Origin of the sequence: Peristeroidobacter soli (assembly GCF_004138485.1) — a bacterium.
Classification (GTDB): domain Bacteria; phylum Pseudomonadota; class Gammaproteobacteria; order Steroidobacterales; family Steroidobacteraceae; genus Steroidobacter; species Steroidobacter soli.
Map to the genome: position 1 here is coordinate 222,467 of NZ_RYEV01000007.1, position 15,446 is coordinate 237,912.

General features: G+C 62.3%; 12 protein-coding genes. 8 read left to right on the forward strand and 4 right to left on the reverse strand.

Features of this window, described 5'->3' with window-relative positions:
• Positions 1–46 precede the first annotated feature (46 nt).
• The 3 genes from EKO19_RS30375 to EKO19_RS30385 all read right to left on the reverse strand — a co-directional run bounded on the left by EKO19_RS30375 (position 47) and on the right by EKO19_RS30385 (position 7,234).
• Positions 47–2,113: a putative bifunctional diguanylate cyclase/phosphodiesterase gene (locus EKO19_RS30375; protein ID WP_217705708.1), complete on the reverse strand. Its 2,067-nt coding sequence runs from the start codon at positions 2,111–2,113 to the stop codon at positions 47–49.
• Positions 2,114–2,439: 326 nt separating this feature from the next.
• A complete protein-coding gene (locus EKO19_RS30380; protein ID WP_129781172.1) occupies positions 2,440–4,335 on the reverse strand; it encodes a gamma-glutamyltransferase family protein in 1,896 nt (631 codons plus the stop codon).
• A 109-nt stretch (positions 4,336–4,444) separates the two neighbouring features.
• Complete coding sequence (locus tag EKO19_RS30385) at positions 4,445–7,234, reverse strand: TonB-dependent receptor (protein WP_217705709.1); 2,790 nt, start codon at positions 7,232–7,234, stop codon at positions 4,445–4,447.
• Positions 7,235–7,537: 303 nt separating this feature from the next.
• On the opposite strand from EKO19_RS30385, the gene EKO19_RS30390 reads away from it, so the two are divergent.
• Entirely contained in the window at positions 7,538–8,317 is a 780-nt protein-coding gene (locus EKO19_RS30390) for a FadR/GntR family transcriptional regulator (protein WP_129781174.1), read from the forward strand.
• Between the two features lie 57 nt (positions 8,318–8,374).
• Here the strand turns inward: EKO19_RS30390 and EKO19_RS30395 are convergent, their stop codons facing one another.
• Positions 8,375–10,117 (reverse strand): M28 family peptidase, encoded by a 1,743-nt coding sequence (locus EKO19_RS30395; RefSeq protein WP_129781175.1) that lies wholly within the window; start codon positions 10,115–10,117, stop codon positions 8,375–8,377.
• 59 nt (positions 10,118–10,176) lie between these two features.
• Here EKO19_RS30395 and EKO19_RS30400 point away from each other — a divergent pair, with 59 nt between their 5' ends.
• The 7 genes from EKO19_RS30400 (at position 10,177) to EKO19_RS30430 (ending at position 15,411) form a co-directional block, all read left to right on the forward strand.
• Positions 10,177–10,653 (forward strand): flavodoxin family protein, encoded by a 477-nt coding sequence (locus EKO19_RS30400; protein WP_129781176.1) that lies wholly within the window; start codon positions 10,177–10,179, stop codon positions 10,651–10,653.
• 260 nt (positions 10,654–10,913) lie between these two features.
• A complete protein-coding gene (locus tag EKO19_RS30405; protein ID WP_129781177.1) occupies positions 10,914–11,981 on the forward strand; it encodes a hypothetical protein in 1,068 nt (355 codons plus the stop codon).
• Complete coding sequence (locus tag EKO19_RS30410; RefSeq protein ID WP_129781178.1) at positions 11,978–12,532, forward strand: GTP-binding protein; 555 nt, start codon at positions 11,978–11,980, stop codon at positions 12,530–12,532. Before EKO19_RS30405 ends, EKO19_RS30410 begins: the two co-directional genes overlap by 4 nt.
• Positions 12,529–12,933, forward strand: a complete 405-nt coding sequence (locus tag EKO19_RS30415; RefSeq protein ID WP_129781179.1) for a roadblock/LC7 domain-containing protein — start codon at positions 12,529–12,531, stop codon at positions 12,931–12,933. Before EKO19_RS30410 ends, EKO19_RS30415 begins: the two co-directional genes overlap by 4 nt.
• A gap of 43 nt (positions 12,934–12,976) precedes the next feature.
• On the forward strand, positions 12,977–13,336 hold the full coding sequence (locus tag EKO19_RS30420) for a hypothetical protein (RefSeq protein ID WP_129781180.1): 360 nt from the start codon (positions 12,977–12,979) through the stop codon (positions 13,334–13,336).
• A 97-nt stretch (positions 13,337–13,433) separates the two neighbouring features.
• Positions 13,434–13,787 (forward strand): hypothetical protein, encoded by a 354-nt coding sequence (locus tag EKO19_RS30425; RefSeq protein ID WP_129781345.1) that lies wholly within the window; start codon positions 13,434–13,436, stop codon positions 13,785–13,787.
• 13 nt (positions 13,788–13,800) lie between these two features.
• Positions 13,801–15,411: a GTPase domain-containing protein gene (locus tag EKO19_RS30430; RefSeq protein ID WP_129781181.1), complete on the forward strand. Its 1,611-nt coding sequence runs from the start codon at positions 13,801–13,803 to the stop codon at positions 15,409–15,411.
• Positions 15,412–15,446: the final 35 nt, after the last annotated feature.

A 15,446-nucleotide genomic window follows, 5' to 3' on the forward strand; every position in this document is an offset into this window, starting at 1 on the left:
CCAAGGTAGCAGTCGGACGGAGGCGCCGCAAGCCGCGGCGAGGAAGCTAGAAGCCGCTGCTCGGGAAGTGCAGGAACTCGCGCATGAATTCGTCGCCGGGCAGCGGGCGGCCGAAGTAGAAGCCCTGCAGTTCGTCGCACTGATTGGCGCGCAGGAAGTCGAGCTGTTGCTCGGTCTCGACGCCTTCGGCCACGACTTTCAGGCCGAGGTTGTGACCGAGCGCGATGATGGTTTTGACGATGGTCATGTCGTCCAGGTCGCTGCCGATGTCCTGCACGAAGGAGCGATCCACTTTCAACCGGTCGACCGGGAACCGTTTCAGATAGCTCAGGCTGGAATAGCCCGTGCCGAAATCGTCGAGCGCGATCTGCACGCCCAGGTCGTTGAGCTGACCGAGCATGGCGATGAACTGATCGGCGTCGTGCATGACCGCGCTTTCGGTGAGCTCCACTTCGAGATACTGCGCATCGAGACCGGTCTCCCGCAGCACCTCGGCGATGGTTTGCACCAGGTTGTCCTGCCGAAACTGTCGCACTGAAACGTTCACCGATACGACGAACGGCGGCAGCCCTGCATCCTGCCACGCCTTGTTCTGAGCACAGGCGGCACGCAACACCCATTTACCGATGGGCACGATCAATCCGATCTCTTCCGCGACAGGAATGAACCGCGACGGCGGCGTCACTTCCTCATCCGATACGTGCCACCGGATCAACGCCTCCGCGCCGGTGATTCGGCGCGTCCGCATATCCACGCGCGGCTGATAGTGAAGCGAGAACTGCTGACGCTCCAGCGCACGCCGCAGCTTGTTCTCCAGCTCCAGGCGCTCGGTGATGAGTGCATTCAGCTCGGCGGTGAAGAACTGGAAATTGTTCCGGCCTTTTTCCTTGGCCCGATACATGGCCTGGTCGGCATGCTTGAGCAGAGTCTCCGCATTGGTGCCGTCGTCCGGATACAAAGCGACGCCCATGCTGCAGGTGATGCTGAAATCGCCCTGCGGACTGGCCCAGGACTGCGAGATCGCATGCAGCATCCGCTCGAGCACCAGCGCGACCGCATCGGGTCCGCGTTGGCCATTGATGAGCAGCACGAACTCATCGCCACCCAAGCGCGCCACCGTGTCGCCTTCACGCACGCTGGAACGCAGTCGTTCGGCCATCTCACGCAGCAGCTCATCGCCGACGTGATGACCCAACCCGTCGTTGATGAACTTGAATCGATCCAGGTCGACGAACACCACCGCCAGGCGCGTGCCGTAAGCGCCAGCGGAACGAATACCTTGTTGCAATCGATCGTGGAGCAGCGCGCGATTGGCAAGTCCGGTGAGGGTATCGAAGTTGGCTTGCTGCTCGATGCGCGCCTGATAGACCTTGCGCTCGGTGACGTCTTCGACCGTACCTTCATAGCAAGCGACGTGACCGGCCTCGTCGAACACGGCGCGGGCATTCTCCGAAATCCAGATCACCTCGCCACTCTTGCGATACACCTGCGATTCGAAACCGCTGACGGAGCCCCGCGCCTTCGCCAGCGCCATGAACTCTTCGCGACGCGACGGTTCGACGTACAGCTGATTGCGAATGTCCTTCAGCTGAGCGATGAGCTCGGCGGGACTGTCGAATCCATAGATCCGCGCCAGCGCCGGATTGGCGTCGAGATATTGGCCGTCGATGGTGGTGCGGAAGATTCCCTCGATGGCATTTTCGAACAAGTTGTAATAGCGCCGCTCGGCCTCACGCAGCGCCTGGCTCGACGCTCTGCGAGCCGTGATGTCTTGAATGAGACCTTCGATGGCCTGCAGCTTGCCGTGACTGTCATAGATGCCGGAGCCCCGCTCCCACACCCAGCGGACCTCGCCGGTCGCATGCACGATGCGATACTCGCAATCGAAGCGGCCTTGCGTGCGCAGGCCGGTGTATATCTCGGTGCGAACCCGCTCGCGATCGTCGGGATAGGTGATCTGCTCGTAAGAGACGCGTTTGTTGAACAGCAGGTCGGCGGCGTCGTAGCCGGTCAGACCTCGCACGCCTTCGCTGACGAGCTCCATGGTCCATTCAGCGTCGTCACGGCAGCGATACACCATACCGTCGAGGTTGCCGAGCAACGTACGGAGCATGCGCGCGGTTTCGGTGCTCCCTGCGGTGTCGTAACTGACAGTCGGTGTTTCGTGGTTGACGAGGGGGGTGGCCGTGGACTGCATGCCTTTTAGTTGTCGTGACAAGAACCGCTGAATAGCAGCTGCTTACGCACCATCGCGCGGGGCTTTGTCACAGAAATGATGAGCAGCGTCAATGGTCATGGCAGCTGATTTGAAGTTGTGATGGCTGTCAAAAGCGCTCGCCCCGCGAGAGTGCAGAGGCCCGCCCCAACACGGCGCATATGTGCTGGGCAGGGAGCCCGAATGCAGCGGGCGCATGGACGCGCAGGAGCTGCCTTCAAAAGTTACCAGGCGATGCCGTAGTCCTCGCCGTGATACGCGGCCGCGCCCCAGAAGGTGCCGTGCTTCGCATCGATCTGAATGGCGGTGATGGGGCCGGAATTGTTTGCCGAAAATTCCAATTTGTAACCTTTCTTGATCAGCTCGTTGCGAACCCAAGCGGGCACCGAGTCGGCGAGCGTCAGGCGGCCCGGAATGGACTCATGAGCGCCGAACGAATCGCGCAGCTGATAGGTCGTGATGTTGGCGCCTTCGGCCGCCTCCTGCGGCGTCATGCCGAACTCGACCACGTTCAAGAAGAACTGCAGCAGGTTCTGTTCCTGCGTGTCGCCGCCTTGCACGGCGAACGCCAGATACGGCTTACCATCCTTCAACGCCATCGATGGCGTCAGCGTGGCGCGCGGCCGTTTGCCCGGCGCGACGACGTTGAACGGATTGTCGTTCGGATCGAGCACGAAGCTTTGCATGCGCTGGCTCATGCCGATGCCGGTCTTGCCCGCGATGGTGGCCGGCAGCCAGCCGCCGCTCGGCGTGACCGAGACGACCCAGCCTTCCTTGTCGACCGCCTCGACGCTGGTGGTGCCGAGCCGGAACGTGCGATCGAACTCGGCGAGCGCGGTCGGGCTCCACTGATTGGGCTTGGACTTGTCCTTGCCCGGCTTCACCGTGTGCCACGCATCGAGTTGCGCCTGGAACGGATTGGTCCCGCCCTGGAAGGGATACGGATCGCCGGGACGAATGTCGGGATCGTTGCGATCTTCCTTGATCAGCTTGGCACGCTCGCGCGCATAGTCCTTCGAAAGCAGGCCTTTGATGGGCTCCTCGGGTGGAAAGCGCGAGTCGCCGTAATAGAAATCTCGATCGGCGAACGCCAGGCTCATGGTCTGATACAGCGTGTGGATATAGCGCGTGCTGTTGTAGCCCATGGCCTTGAGATCGAAGTTCTCGAGGATGTTCAGCGCCTGGAGCATCGACGGGCCCTGCACCCAGCTCGTCAGCTTGTAGACATCGATACCCTTGTAGTTCGTGCTCACCGGCTCTTCGAGATAGACCTGCCAGTTGGCAAGATCTTCCGGTGTGTGCAGGCCGCCGAGCGCCTGCGAGCCGCGCGCATATTCCTTCGCGATGTCGCCCTTATAGAAACGATCGTAGGCGGCCATGATGGCCTGCTTGCGATTCTTGCCGGCCTTACGCGCCTTCGCTTCGGTGTCGACCAGCTTGCGCAGGGTCACCGCGAGGTCGGGTTGACGGAAGATCTCGCCCGCTTCCGGACCGACGCGAGTAAAGCCGGGCAGCGGCTTGCCATCCTTGCCTTCGTGAACCAGGAACGTGCGGCGGGAGTCGGGCCACTTGCGCAGCTCATCCTTCCATTTCTCGATCAGGTCGGCGGTCTGCGCTTCGATGGGATAGCCGTCGGCCATTTCGATGGCCGGCGCGAGCACGTCGGCGAGGCTGAGCTTTCCGTACTCCGCGAGCATCACCATGATGCCGCCGGGTGTCCCCGGCGTGACCGCCGCGAGCGGGCCGAACTCGGGCGGATAGTCGTAACCCTTGGAGCGATAGAACTCGGGAGTCGCACCGGTCGGAGCGACACCGAGCGCATTCACGCCGATGACTTTGCGAGTATTCGGGTTGTAGATCAGCGCCTGGGTCTCGCCACCCCAACTCAACACGTCCCACATGGTGGACGTCGCGGCAATCATCGCGCAGGCCGCGTCGACCGCATTCCCTCCCTGCATGAAGATCCGCGCGCCCGCGGTCGCTGCCAGCGGCTTACCGGTGACGGCAACCCAGTTCTGGCCGTGCAAAGGCGGCTTGACGGTTTTGGCTTGAACCGGCGCGGCGACGGTTGCGATGAACGCAGCCAGCGCAACGACCACACGTTTGGCATCGAACGGCATGACCCTACCTGTCTGGTGACGGCCGCAGGCGGCGGCGCGAAGGCAGGATCTTAACGCGATGAGTTCGAAGAAGGAGCGGCGCGCGAACGGCGCCGCTCCTGCGGGGCTATTACATCCGCCAACGTACGCCGAGAGCGAACGAACGGCTCAGCAACAGGTTGCCGAAATTGGTCGTTCCGGGGCTGCCGGCCGAGCCGAAGTGGTAGTAGGCCTGCTGCATCTCTTCGGTGAGATTCACCGCGTCGAACGAGATCGCCAGCTTGTCATTCACCTCGTACGAGACTTGCAGATCCAGGCTCGCCTCCGATTTGCGCCAGATGCCGATCGGGTTGGCGAACAGGCGCGCTTCGTTGTTGTTCAGGAAATCGTCGCGCCACACGTAGGACAGACGCGCACCGACACCGGCCCGGTCGTACGCCAGCGTGATGTTGTACGAAGTGTCGGAAACACCGAAGAACTCGGATTTCTCGGTGCCGACGATCTGGCCTTCCGCATTGGTGCGTGGAATGGTCTGCTCCGAGTCGAGCTTGGTGAAGCTGCCGGTGACACCCAGGCCTTTCAACACGCCGGGCAGGTAATCCGGGAAGTACACGAAACCCAGCTCGATACCTTCGAGCTTGCCGTCGGAGGCGTTCACCGGCTGCGTGACCACGAACGAGTCGGTGTTGTAGTTGTCGTTCGGAATCGTGAGACGACGGGTCAGCGGCACCACCAGGCCATCGATGTCGCGACGGAACGCAGTCGCGTACACCGCGCTGTCGGTGGCGAAATACCACTCGGCGGTCAGATCGTAGTTCTTCGCTTTGGTCGCCTCGAGATCCGGATTGCCGCCCAGACCCGTGCCGTAGCCCACGTTGGTCAGATCGCCGGTGAGCGTGAAGTTCGAGTCCAGGTCGAAGAAGTTCGGCCGGCGCAGGGTTTCGCCATAATTGAAGCGCAGATTGAAGTCATCGGTCACCGCATAACGCAAGGTGAACGACGGCAGCAACTCATTGTCGCTCTTGCTGGCCGAGGACCGATCGCCGTTGAGCACATTGGTGAACTGCATGTCCGTAGCCACCGAGACGTAACGCAAGCCGAATTGACCCTGTAACTTGCCCATCTCGATGTCGGTCTGGACATAGGCGGACGAGGTACGCTCCTTGACCTCGAAGCCGCGGAGCAATTGCGGGCCTGCCGGATCCACGCCATACATGGCGCGCACTTCGGCGGCGTGATCGTTCAAGTAGTAGCCGTTCACGACCGCCCAGGCCGTCGGAACGTCGCCTTCGCCATCGAAGAAGCCGCTGTTGGCGTAAATCATCCCCGAGGGCAGCGTCGACATGTTTCGACCCAGGAACGGCTCGGGCGTGGCACGCGGGCTATACGACTCGGCCGAGCGGTCGTCGTAGCGCACGCCGAAGCTCAGCAAACGAAACAGGCCGTCGCCCAGTTTATAGTCGCCATCGACCTGCGCCGTCTGCGCGTCGCCTTTCTGACGACCGCGGTTCTGGAACAACGCCCCGACATTCCAGACATTCGGATCGAGCAGTTCAGCATCGTTGTTGAAGTGCCAGGACGGAATGCCGTTGCCCGCGTTGAAATCGACCGTGATGGAGCCGGGCACGCGCTCGGTGCGCACGGCGATGAAGCGGCTATTGAACTCGCTGTCCTGCATCGACAGATCGGCCGCCAGCGCGAAACGATCGTTGATCTGCCATTTACCGTTCAACGCGTACACGAACGTGTCGGTGTCCTGCTTGGTCGCATCACCGCTGTTGAAACCGAAGGGCGCGCCGACCACGCGCGTCTTGATCATGTTGGTGCCCGGATAGAGCGTGATCGTCGATGCGGGATTCGGGCCGAGCGTGCCCCACCAATCCGCGAACGTGAAATGCAGGTTGTTGAACATCTCCTCGCGGTAGCCCTGATAGAAGGCTTCGAAGGTGTACTCGGAGCTGTCGTTCGGCGCCCACTGCAGAGCGACGGTCGCGGCCGGACGCTCGCGATCGCCCTGGAAATCGCTGGCGAACAACGCGTCGCGGCCCAGCAGGTAGGGATATTCGACGCCGTTGAACGTGAGCGTCGAGCCCGGCGCGGTCGACAGACCGGCATCGGTGCCCGCCTGCCAGATCGGGCTTTCGGGAACGCGGCAATCGCCGTTGAAAATGCGCTCCAGCGGCGTCCAGTTCGGATTGTAGGGAGTATTGTCGGGACAGTTGTCGTTCAACGCGCCCGCGCCGAGCGGAGGATTGTCAGCGGTCGCGAACGGCACCAGCGCGCCGGCGGTCACGCTCTGATCGCGATAACGCACCCGCGAATAGCTGGCGTTCGCCATCACGCCAAATCTGCCTTCGCCCACATCCCAAGTGTTGGCAACCAGCAAGCTGGCGTTGGGGTCGATGTCTTCGCGCTGTTCTTGAGTCGTGGCCCGAGCGTTCAAGGAAACTTCCAGGCCGTCGAAGTCGAACGGCCGGCGCGTGGTCACGTCGATCTGACCGGCCAGGCCGGTTTCGAGCTGGTCGGCGGCGCGTGTCTTGTACACGTCGACTTTGCCGATCAGGTTCGCGGGAATGTCCTGCAGCGCCACTTGTCGAGCCGACGCGGGCCGGCCCTGGGCAGTGAACACGTTGCGACCGTTCCATGTCGTGGTCACGTCGTTCAGACCACGGATCACGATGCCCTCGGCTTCGCCGCCACCGCGATCGGTGATCTGCACACCGGAGATTCGCTGCAAAGCTTCGACGACGTTGTTGTCGGGCAGCTTGCCGATGTCCTCGGCGACGATGGACTCCACGACCTGCGTGGAATTGCGCTTGTTCTCCAATCCCTGCACCAGGCTCTGGCGCACACCACTGACGATGACCTCTTCGAGCTCGGTCGGCGGTGTAGTGGTGGTTTGCTGAGCGAGTGCGCTCATCGATAAAGAAAGCGCCGCCATAGCGGACGCAGAACGAATCCTGACTAGCTTCGCCACGATTGCTATCCCCCAAAGCTGACCGATGACCCCGGCCGGATGTATTTCTCAGACAAATGCTATATTTAAAATGTCGGACAAATCAAGATTCGAATCGCAACAGCACCCCCCGGAGTCGCGCGCCGGGCTCGTAACGCTGGAAAATTTTCAATAGAATTGGCTAGTTACAAAATCTCCCAGGATTTGTAAACACACTCCCGCCGGCTTGGCTTGTGATCGCGACGGCGCGCCCGGACAATCCTGCCGATGCTCGCCACCAAGCCGAACAAAGTCGCCGCCGCCAGCCCGCGGCTGAAGCGCAAAGAACTGCGTCTGCACAGCTCCATCGCGCGCGATCTCGGCATGCACATCGTGTCGGGGCACTACCGACCGGGTCATGTGCTCGCCGGCGAGATCGAAGCGAGCGGTCAGCTGAAAGTTTCACGCTCCGCGTATCGGGAAGCTGTGCGCATGCTGGCGGCGAAAGGTCTCGTGCAGAGTCGAACTCGCACAGGCACGCGCGTGAGTGCGGTCGAGCAGTGGCATTTGCTGGATCCCGACGTTCTGGCGTGGGTATTCGCGGGCGAGCCCGAGCTGGAAGTGCTGCAAGGTTTGTTTGAATTGCGCACGATCATCGAGCCGGAAGCCGCGGCACTGGCGGCGGCACGACGCAACGATAAAAACATCGGCGTGATGCGCGGCGCGCTCGAAAGAATGGCCTTGCATACGGTGAACGTCGAAGCCGGCCGCATCGCCGACAAGGAGTTTCACTCCGAATTGCTGCGCGCCACCCGCAACCCTTTTATCATTTCACTGACAAATGGCGTGGCCGCGGCCGTGCACGCACTGACTGAATTTAAACAACGCGCCCAGGCATTGAAGCGCGACCCCCTGCCGGAGCATTGGCGCGTGTTTCATGCGATCGCAGCGGGAGATACGGTGGAGGCGCGGGCGGCGATGACCGAGCTGATCCGGCTCGCCATCACGGACATGCCGGTGAAACGCTGGCCCGAGAACTGGACCGACAGCCGGCTGATGCAGGATTGAGGCTGGAAAAAAGGGCCCATCGACGCATCGATGGGCCCCGGTTCAAAACAGAAACATTTACTCGGCCTTGCTGCTGAGCTGTTCCTGCGACGCCTTGCGCGCCGCTTCGAACTCATCGCCCGGCAACCACTTCGGCAGATCCGCCTCGGCCGCGTTTGCGATGTTGTCGCCGACGTAGAACAACAGCTGCGCGTCCTGGATCATGCCGTCGTAATTCCAGCTGTCGGAGATCTGGTCCGACTGCTGGTGATAATGATGCTCTTCGTAGTCCGCGTGCTGTTGCTTGCCCCAGCCCGGCGGCTTGCCGATGAAGTCGGTGCCGGCGTCCAGATACAACGCAGGCACGCCGATCTTGGCGAAGTTGAACTGGTCGGAACGATAGAAGAAGCCGCGATCCGGGAATTGATCGGGCGTCACCACGCGGTCCTGCATCTTGGCGATGGCGTTCACGTAGTCGTCGATGGTCGACTTGCCCTTGCCGACGAACACGATGTCCTTGGCCAGGCCGAAGATGTTGCCGCCGTCGATGTTGATGTTCGCGGCGATCTTGCCGGGCGGCACGGTCGGATGCGTCGCGTAGTACTGCGAGCCCAACAGACCCTGCTCCTCGGCAGCGACCATCAACAACATGATGGAGCGCTTCGGCGGCTGCGGCATTGCCTTGAATGCCTTGCCGATCGCGAGCACCTGGGCCACGCCGGACGCGTTGTCCATCGCGCCGTTGAAGATCTTGTCGCCATTCGCATCGGGCTCGCCGACGCCGAGGTGATCGTGATGCGCGGTGTAGATCACATACTCGTTGCTGAGCTGCGGATCGCTGCCCTTCAACACACCGTAGACATTCGCAGTGCTGGAGCGATTCAGCTGGTTCTTGAAGTCGAACGAGGTCGTGACTCCGAGCGGCACGGGCTTGAAGTCCTTGGATTGAGCGGACTTCACCAGCGCATCCAGATCCTGCCCGGCGAGCTTCACCAGCTCGCGTGACGCATCCTCGGTCAGCCAGCCTTTGACTTGAATGCGCGGCTCGTTGTTGGCCGGCAGCTCAACCTGCTCGCCCGACCAGGAACTCTGCACGACCTGGAACGGATAACCCGCCGACGGCGTGGTGTGAATGATGATGGCGCCAGCGGCACCCGCGCGCGCGGCACTCTCGTACTTGTAGCTCCAGCGGCCGTAATAAAGGCGCGTGTCACCGGCGAACAGCTGTGGATCCCAGTCGGGATCGTTGTTCAGCATCAGCAGCACCTTGCCCTTCAAATCCTGGCCTTTGAAGTCGTCCCAACCGAACTCCGGCGCTTGAATGCCGTAGCCGACGAACACCACTTCGGCGTTCTTGACCGAGCCCTTGTCGGACTGCACGCCGCTGCCGGCGATGTATTGATCCCACCACTTGAACGACACCTTCCTGCCGCCCTTGTTGAAGGCCCACTGCTTGGGCATTTGCGCGGTGATGCCGACCACGTCGAACGACTGTTGATAGCTGCCATCGCTGCCGCCCGGCGCGAAACCGATCTGCTGCAACTGGTCCGCGATGTACTGACGAGCTTTCACATCGCCCGGCGTCGCGGGCGCGCGGCCCTCGAATTCATCCGATGAAATCTTGGTAATCTGAGCGCGCAGATAGTCGGCGGCAATCTGATTCGCGGCGGTTTTCTGCTGCTCGTTGACCGGGCTACTGGCGGCGGCTTCCGGCGTCGGCACCGGCTTCGGCTCTTTGGGCTTGCAGCCCAGCGCGGTAAGCATCGCCGCTGAAATAATCAGAGCGGACAGCGACCGCATCGGTTGCGAAACGGTATACATTCGGCACTCCCCGTGAGTCGGGTTACGGTGACTCAGAACTGTAACAGATGTCTTCCGCAATGCCGCCCTCAACTCGACCTCATCTGCTGTTGATCTACGCAGGCCACGCCGGTGGCCGCACCCACGCCATGGTGGAGTGGGTGAAGCAAGGCGTGGCGGACGCAGGCGAAGACGTCGAGCTGCGCGCGCTATCGGCGCTCGACGCGGGCGTCGACGATTTGCTCTGGGCGCATGGATTGCTCATCGGCACGCCCGAGCATTTCGGCTACATGGCGGGCGCCATCAAGGATTTTTTCGACCGCACGTTCTATCCGGTGCAGGGTCGGGTCGATGCCCTGCCCTATGCGATCTTCGTCAGCGCCGGCAATGACGGCACCGGCGCGGTCACGTCCATCGAACGAATCGCGCTGGGCTATCGCTGGAAACGATGCGCCGAACCGCTGATCGTCACAGGCGAGCCGGGTGACACGGATCGTCACCGATGCGCCGAGTTGGGTCAGACCCTGGCGGCCGGTCTCGCGCTCGGGGTGCTGTAACCGAACCTGAATGTGACGCTGCCGGATATTCGTTATCAAATGATTGAATTTCACGTCACAGAGTGATTTTGGTCACAGTCGGCGCCCCCTCCCGCCTCTAATGTTTCGCCGCACAAAAGGTTACTCGCGAAGGACCAGCGAGACCACTCGCTGATTTTTTCTCGAGGACCTATGGCTGTCGCTGCGCCCACGCCCTGGCGGTGTGGATCTCCATGGCATGCGCTGGGACTGGCGTCGATCGACGCCGGTTGCACGCGGCCGTGAGCACACGACAGTCTGCAGCGCCCGGTTCGGGCCCCGAGCGACGGATCGCGCTGATCAAGCCATCCGCTGCCGAAGAACAGGCCGGTCACGCCGTGCAGCTGTTCGATTCAGTGCTGTGGGTATTCAAGGGCACTACGCGTTCGAGCTGGGTGACCACTCCAGCCGCCGCGGCCGACATCATCGTCGTCCATCACTCCGAGCCCGCTGACATCATCGCCCGCTGGCGCGATGAGGGTAAGCACATCGTCGTGCTCAGCACCGACGAGAAGCATCACCCCGCCGGCCCACGCACACTCGTCTATCCATTTCCCGCCGTGAAGGTGCTCAGCATGCTGGAGCACGTGGAAGCGGAGATGGGGAACAACGCGACCGTTGCACCGAGTGCGCCTGTGGCCGCTGCGCCGATCAAGCCGCGCGTCAGCTCATCCAATGCTGACCCGTGGTCGTTCGTCGAAGCACTGCGCACGTTACGCACCGTCAACAACAGCACGTTGTGGCTGATGTGCAAGGGACCGCAAGGCCCGTTCCTTTGGTTGCGCGGCGACGTTGGTTGTTACTACTGCGACAGCGCGACCGCCGGCGCAATCCGCGCGGGCACGTTGGACTTGAGCGGTCTGTCGTTACAAAAAGGCACACCGCCGCCAGGCAATTTACCAGCGCGATCCGGCGCGGAGTTGTTCTGGTTCGCGACGTATCACGCGAGCGCATCGCTCGCCCCGTGGTTGAACGACAAGACGGTTTATCGATTGATTCGCTGGCCGGATCTCGGGCGCGTGCGAGCACACGATGCAGCCGAGCTGACCACGCAGATTCGCGTCGTCGCCGCGCTCGCCGCTGAAGCCTCAGCACCCGCCAAGCTTGCGACCCGAGCACAAACAGACATGGACGCAGCGGCACGCACGCTCAACGCACTCGCCAGCTGCGCGCTGATCGAGACCACACAACCCACTCCAACCGCACCGAAAGTGACGCGCACAGAACGCAGCGCGCCCACGCCGGTCGGCGGCTTGAAACAATTCCTGCGCAATATGCGCAAGCATCTGCGACTGGGAGGGACCTCATGAGCATCGCATCCGAGCTCAAGATCGTGTTCACGGGGCCGATGGGCGCCGGCAAGACCACGGCCATCACCGCGGTCAGCGATTTTCCGCCGGTGTCGACGGAGATGCAGAACAACGATCAGCAGAGCTTCGCCAAGGAATCGACCACGGTCGCGCTCGACCTCGGTCAGATCGGACTGGGCGACGGCACTGTGGTGCGCCTGTACGGCACGCCCGGCCAGGAACGTTTCTCTTTCATGTGGGAGATCGTGGGCCGCGGCTCGATGGGCGTGATCCTGCTGCTCGATGGCACCAGCCCGACCCTGCTCGCGGATCTGAAGACCTACACCGAAGTGTTTCGACGGATCGCGCCGGACCAGCCATTCGTGGTCGGCGTCGGCCGCACTCGCCCGGATGACTACACCCAGATCGACGCCTGCCTGCGCGTGATCGAGTCGCTGCAGTTCTCCGCCCCCGTTTTCAGCGTCGACGTGCGCAAGCGTGAAGACGTGTTGTTGTTGATCGAAACCCTGCTGGCCACGCTCGAAGTGAGTCAGCCCGAGTTTGCAACATGACCCTGCCCAACTCACGGTTCGATGCCGACCTGGTGCGCCTCGGCGCCCATCATCTGGAAGCGTTCGCGGCGGCGAATGCGGACGTGCTGCTCGCGGTGCTCACTTCGGGCGACGGTTTCGAAGTGGCGTCGTATCCACCGAATCAGACGATGACGCCGAAGATCGCCGCGATGAGCAGCTCCATGCAGGCCTTGTCCGAAGCGCTGACGCGCGAGGCCGGGCTGGCGAAGAACCGCAATGTGATCATCGAGACCGACAGCGGCACAGTGCTGATCCTCGGTCTGGCGGGCACGCAGCGACTGTCGCTGGCCATCGTCGCCAAGAGCGGCGAGCTGCTCGGCAAGTTGCTGTGGGCCTCTCGCAATCTCTGCAAGAAGCTGGAAACCAGCCTGCAGAAGTAAGTCCCGGTACGTGTTTGTCAAATCTGTTGAAGGAGTACTTTCGATGGCTTCCGTCTCTGAATCCTTGAATGGCCTGTTGCGCACCGATGGCGCGCTGTGCTCGGCGCTGGTGGATGCGAACAGCGGCATGATGCTGGGCAGCGCCGGCACCGGCCTCGATCTCGAGCTCGCCGCCGCCGGTAACACTGAAGTGGTGCGCGCCAAGATGCGCACGATGAAGAGCCTCGGCCTGACCGACACGATCGAGGACATCCTGATCACGCTGAGCAAGCAGTACCACATCATCCGTCCGGTTGCCGCCAAGCCCGGCATCTTCATGTACCTGGTGCTCGACAAGAGCCGCGCGAACCTCGCGATGGCGCGTCGTGCGTGCCAGGACGCGGAAAGCTCGCTGACGTTCTAACTCACCATCGCGGGCGGCGGACTCCGGTTCGCCGCCCGATTTCATCCTTCGAGACCAAGGGTTCGGGAGCGCATTCGTGGCCAGTGAAAGAAGCCTCATGGACGCCATCATGAAGATCGAAGCCGACGTGAACGGCGTGATCGCGACGGCGGCGGTGGATCTGGAATCAGGAATGACGCTCGCGGCAAAGTCCAACCGCGGTGATTTCGATTTGACGGTGGCCAGCGCTTACAACAGCGAGCTGGTGAAACAGAAGCTCAAGATCATGCGCGCGCTGAACCTGAAGGTGCAGCTCGAAGACATGCTGATCACACTCACGGACCAGTTCCATCTGATCAAGCTGCTGCCGGGCGGGCTGTCGTTCCTGTACCTGGCCGTGGATCGCAACACCACCAACCTCGCGATCCTGCGCAACTCCGTCAACAAACATTGCAACGGCCTCGAGGCCTGAGCAGCGGCGCCGTATGGCGGTGATCGCTCCCAACGACGACTGCGTGGTGATCCGCGTCGTCTACGACGGCGCTCCCATGGCGGGCAAGACCACCAGCGTCGCGACGCTCGGTCGCGGTCTGGGCGCGGGCGTGTATTCACCGGCGGATCTCAACGGCCGCACGTTGTATTTCGATTGGCTCGATTACACCGGCGGACTGTTCGAGGGCCGGCGCATTCGCTGTCAGATCGTCAGCGTGCCGGGACAGGCAACGCTGGCACCGCGCCGGCGCCGCTTGTTGGAAAGCGCCGATGTCGTCGTGTTCGTCGGCGACAGTTCTCCCTCTGGTTTCGAAGCGGACCGTCGCTACCTTGGCGCGCTCCGAGGCGTGCTGAATAGCGTTGGCGGTCCGCCCATCGGCATCGTCCTGCAAGCAAACAAACGCGACCTGACTGATGCGGTGTCGCTGACACAGATTCGCGGCATGCTCGACGAGCTCGAATTACGCAGCGCCGTCATCGAATCGGTCGCGACGGAAGGCGCGGGCATTCGCGAGACGTTCGTCTTTGCCGTGCGACTGGCGTTGGATCGGGTGCGCGAGCTCATGCGTACCGGCGCACTCGTCACGGCTCAACCGAAAATCAACAGCGCCGCGGATCTGCTCGAGGAAATGCAAAGCGCCGAGAGTGGCGCGCTCGACCTGGCGGTCGAGTCCGGCAAGCTCACTCACACCCGCCTGCACGACTTGCAGCAGCAAACATCGCTGGCGTCGCAAGCGTTCCAAGAAGCGATGCGGGCGAATGTCGATGCGCCGGTGAGCCCAGCAGCGCCACACGCGCCGGGCGCTAAAACGACTTCCGCGGCGGAGATGCATGATGAAAGCGCGCGGGGCTCATCTGGATCGGATGACTCGCGCGCTCCCGCCGTGCCCGATGCAAAGGTCGCCAGCGGCATGGTCTGGCCGCCGGTCGACGGTCGTTTGATCCTGCATGAGCTCGGCTCGAGCCAGACCAGTCTGCGGCTCGATGCGGCAGGCGCCTGGACCGGTGCGATCGACCATCGCTGGTGGCTGCACTCCGCGGCCGACGCTGTGTTTGACAATATCGACGCCGGCCGCGCCGAGCTGGTCCAGTGGGCCCGTCAGCACGTCGCTGGCAGCGAGCTGCTGTCGAGACAGCGCTGCATCGTGCTGGCAGCCGACGGCCAGGGCCGTTACCGGCTTTGGCAAATCGTTCGAATCGAAGGCTCGTTGCGGACACAGATGGAAGAAGCGCTGCTCGGCGACGCCCGCATCATTGCCAATGCATTGATGACGGTCGCGCGCTCTTTCATGACCGCGGCCGAACGCATGCCGGCCGCAATGTGTGAGCTGCAACTCACTTTGGGCAATGTCGGCGCGTCCGTCACCGGCGCGACCTACCTCGGCTTCATGCCGTTGCCCTCGCGGATGCGACCGGCTCGATCGTGGTCGATCTCACAGGCCAGCGAACTGTTGCTGTCGGAACTCGCCTTCGCGCGCCCCACCCTTCGTGCGCGTCGCGGCGATCTGCTCGCCGAGCTTTGGAAAGTCTCCCGTCATGGCGAAGGCCAGCCAGCGCACGAATGGCGTTTGTTGCAACGCCTGGCGGCGCTCGCGAAGGAATGAGCAAACAAACGCGTCACAAGCTGTGACGCAGTTGC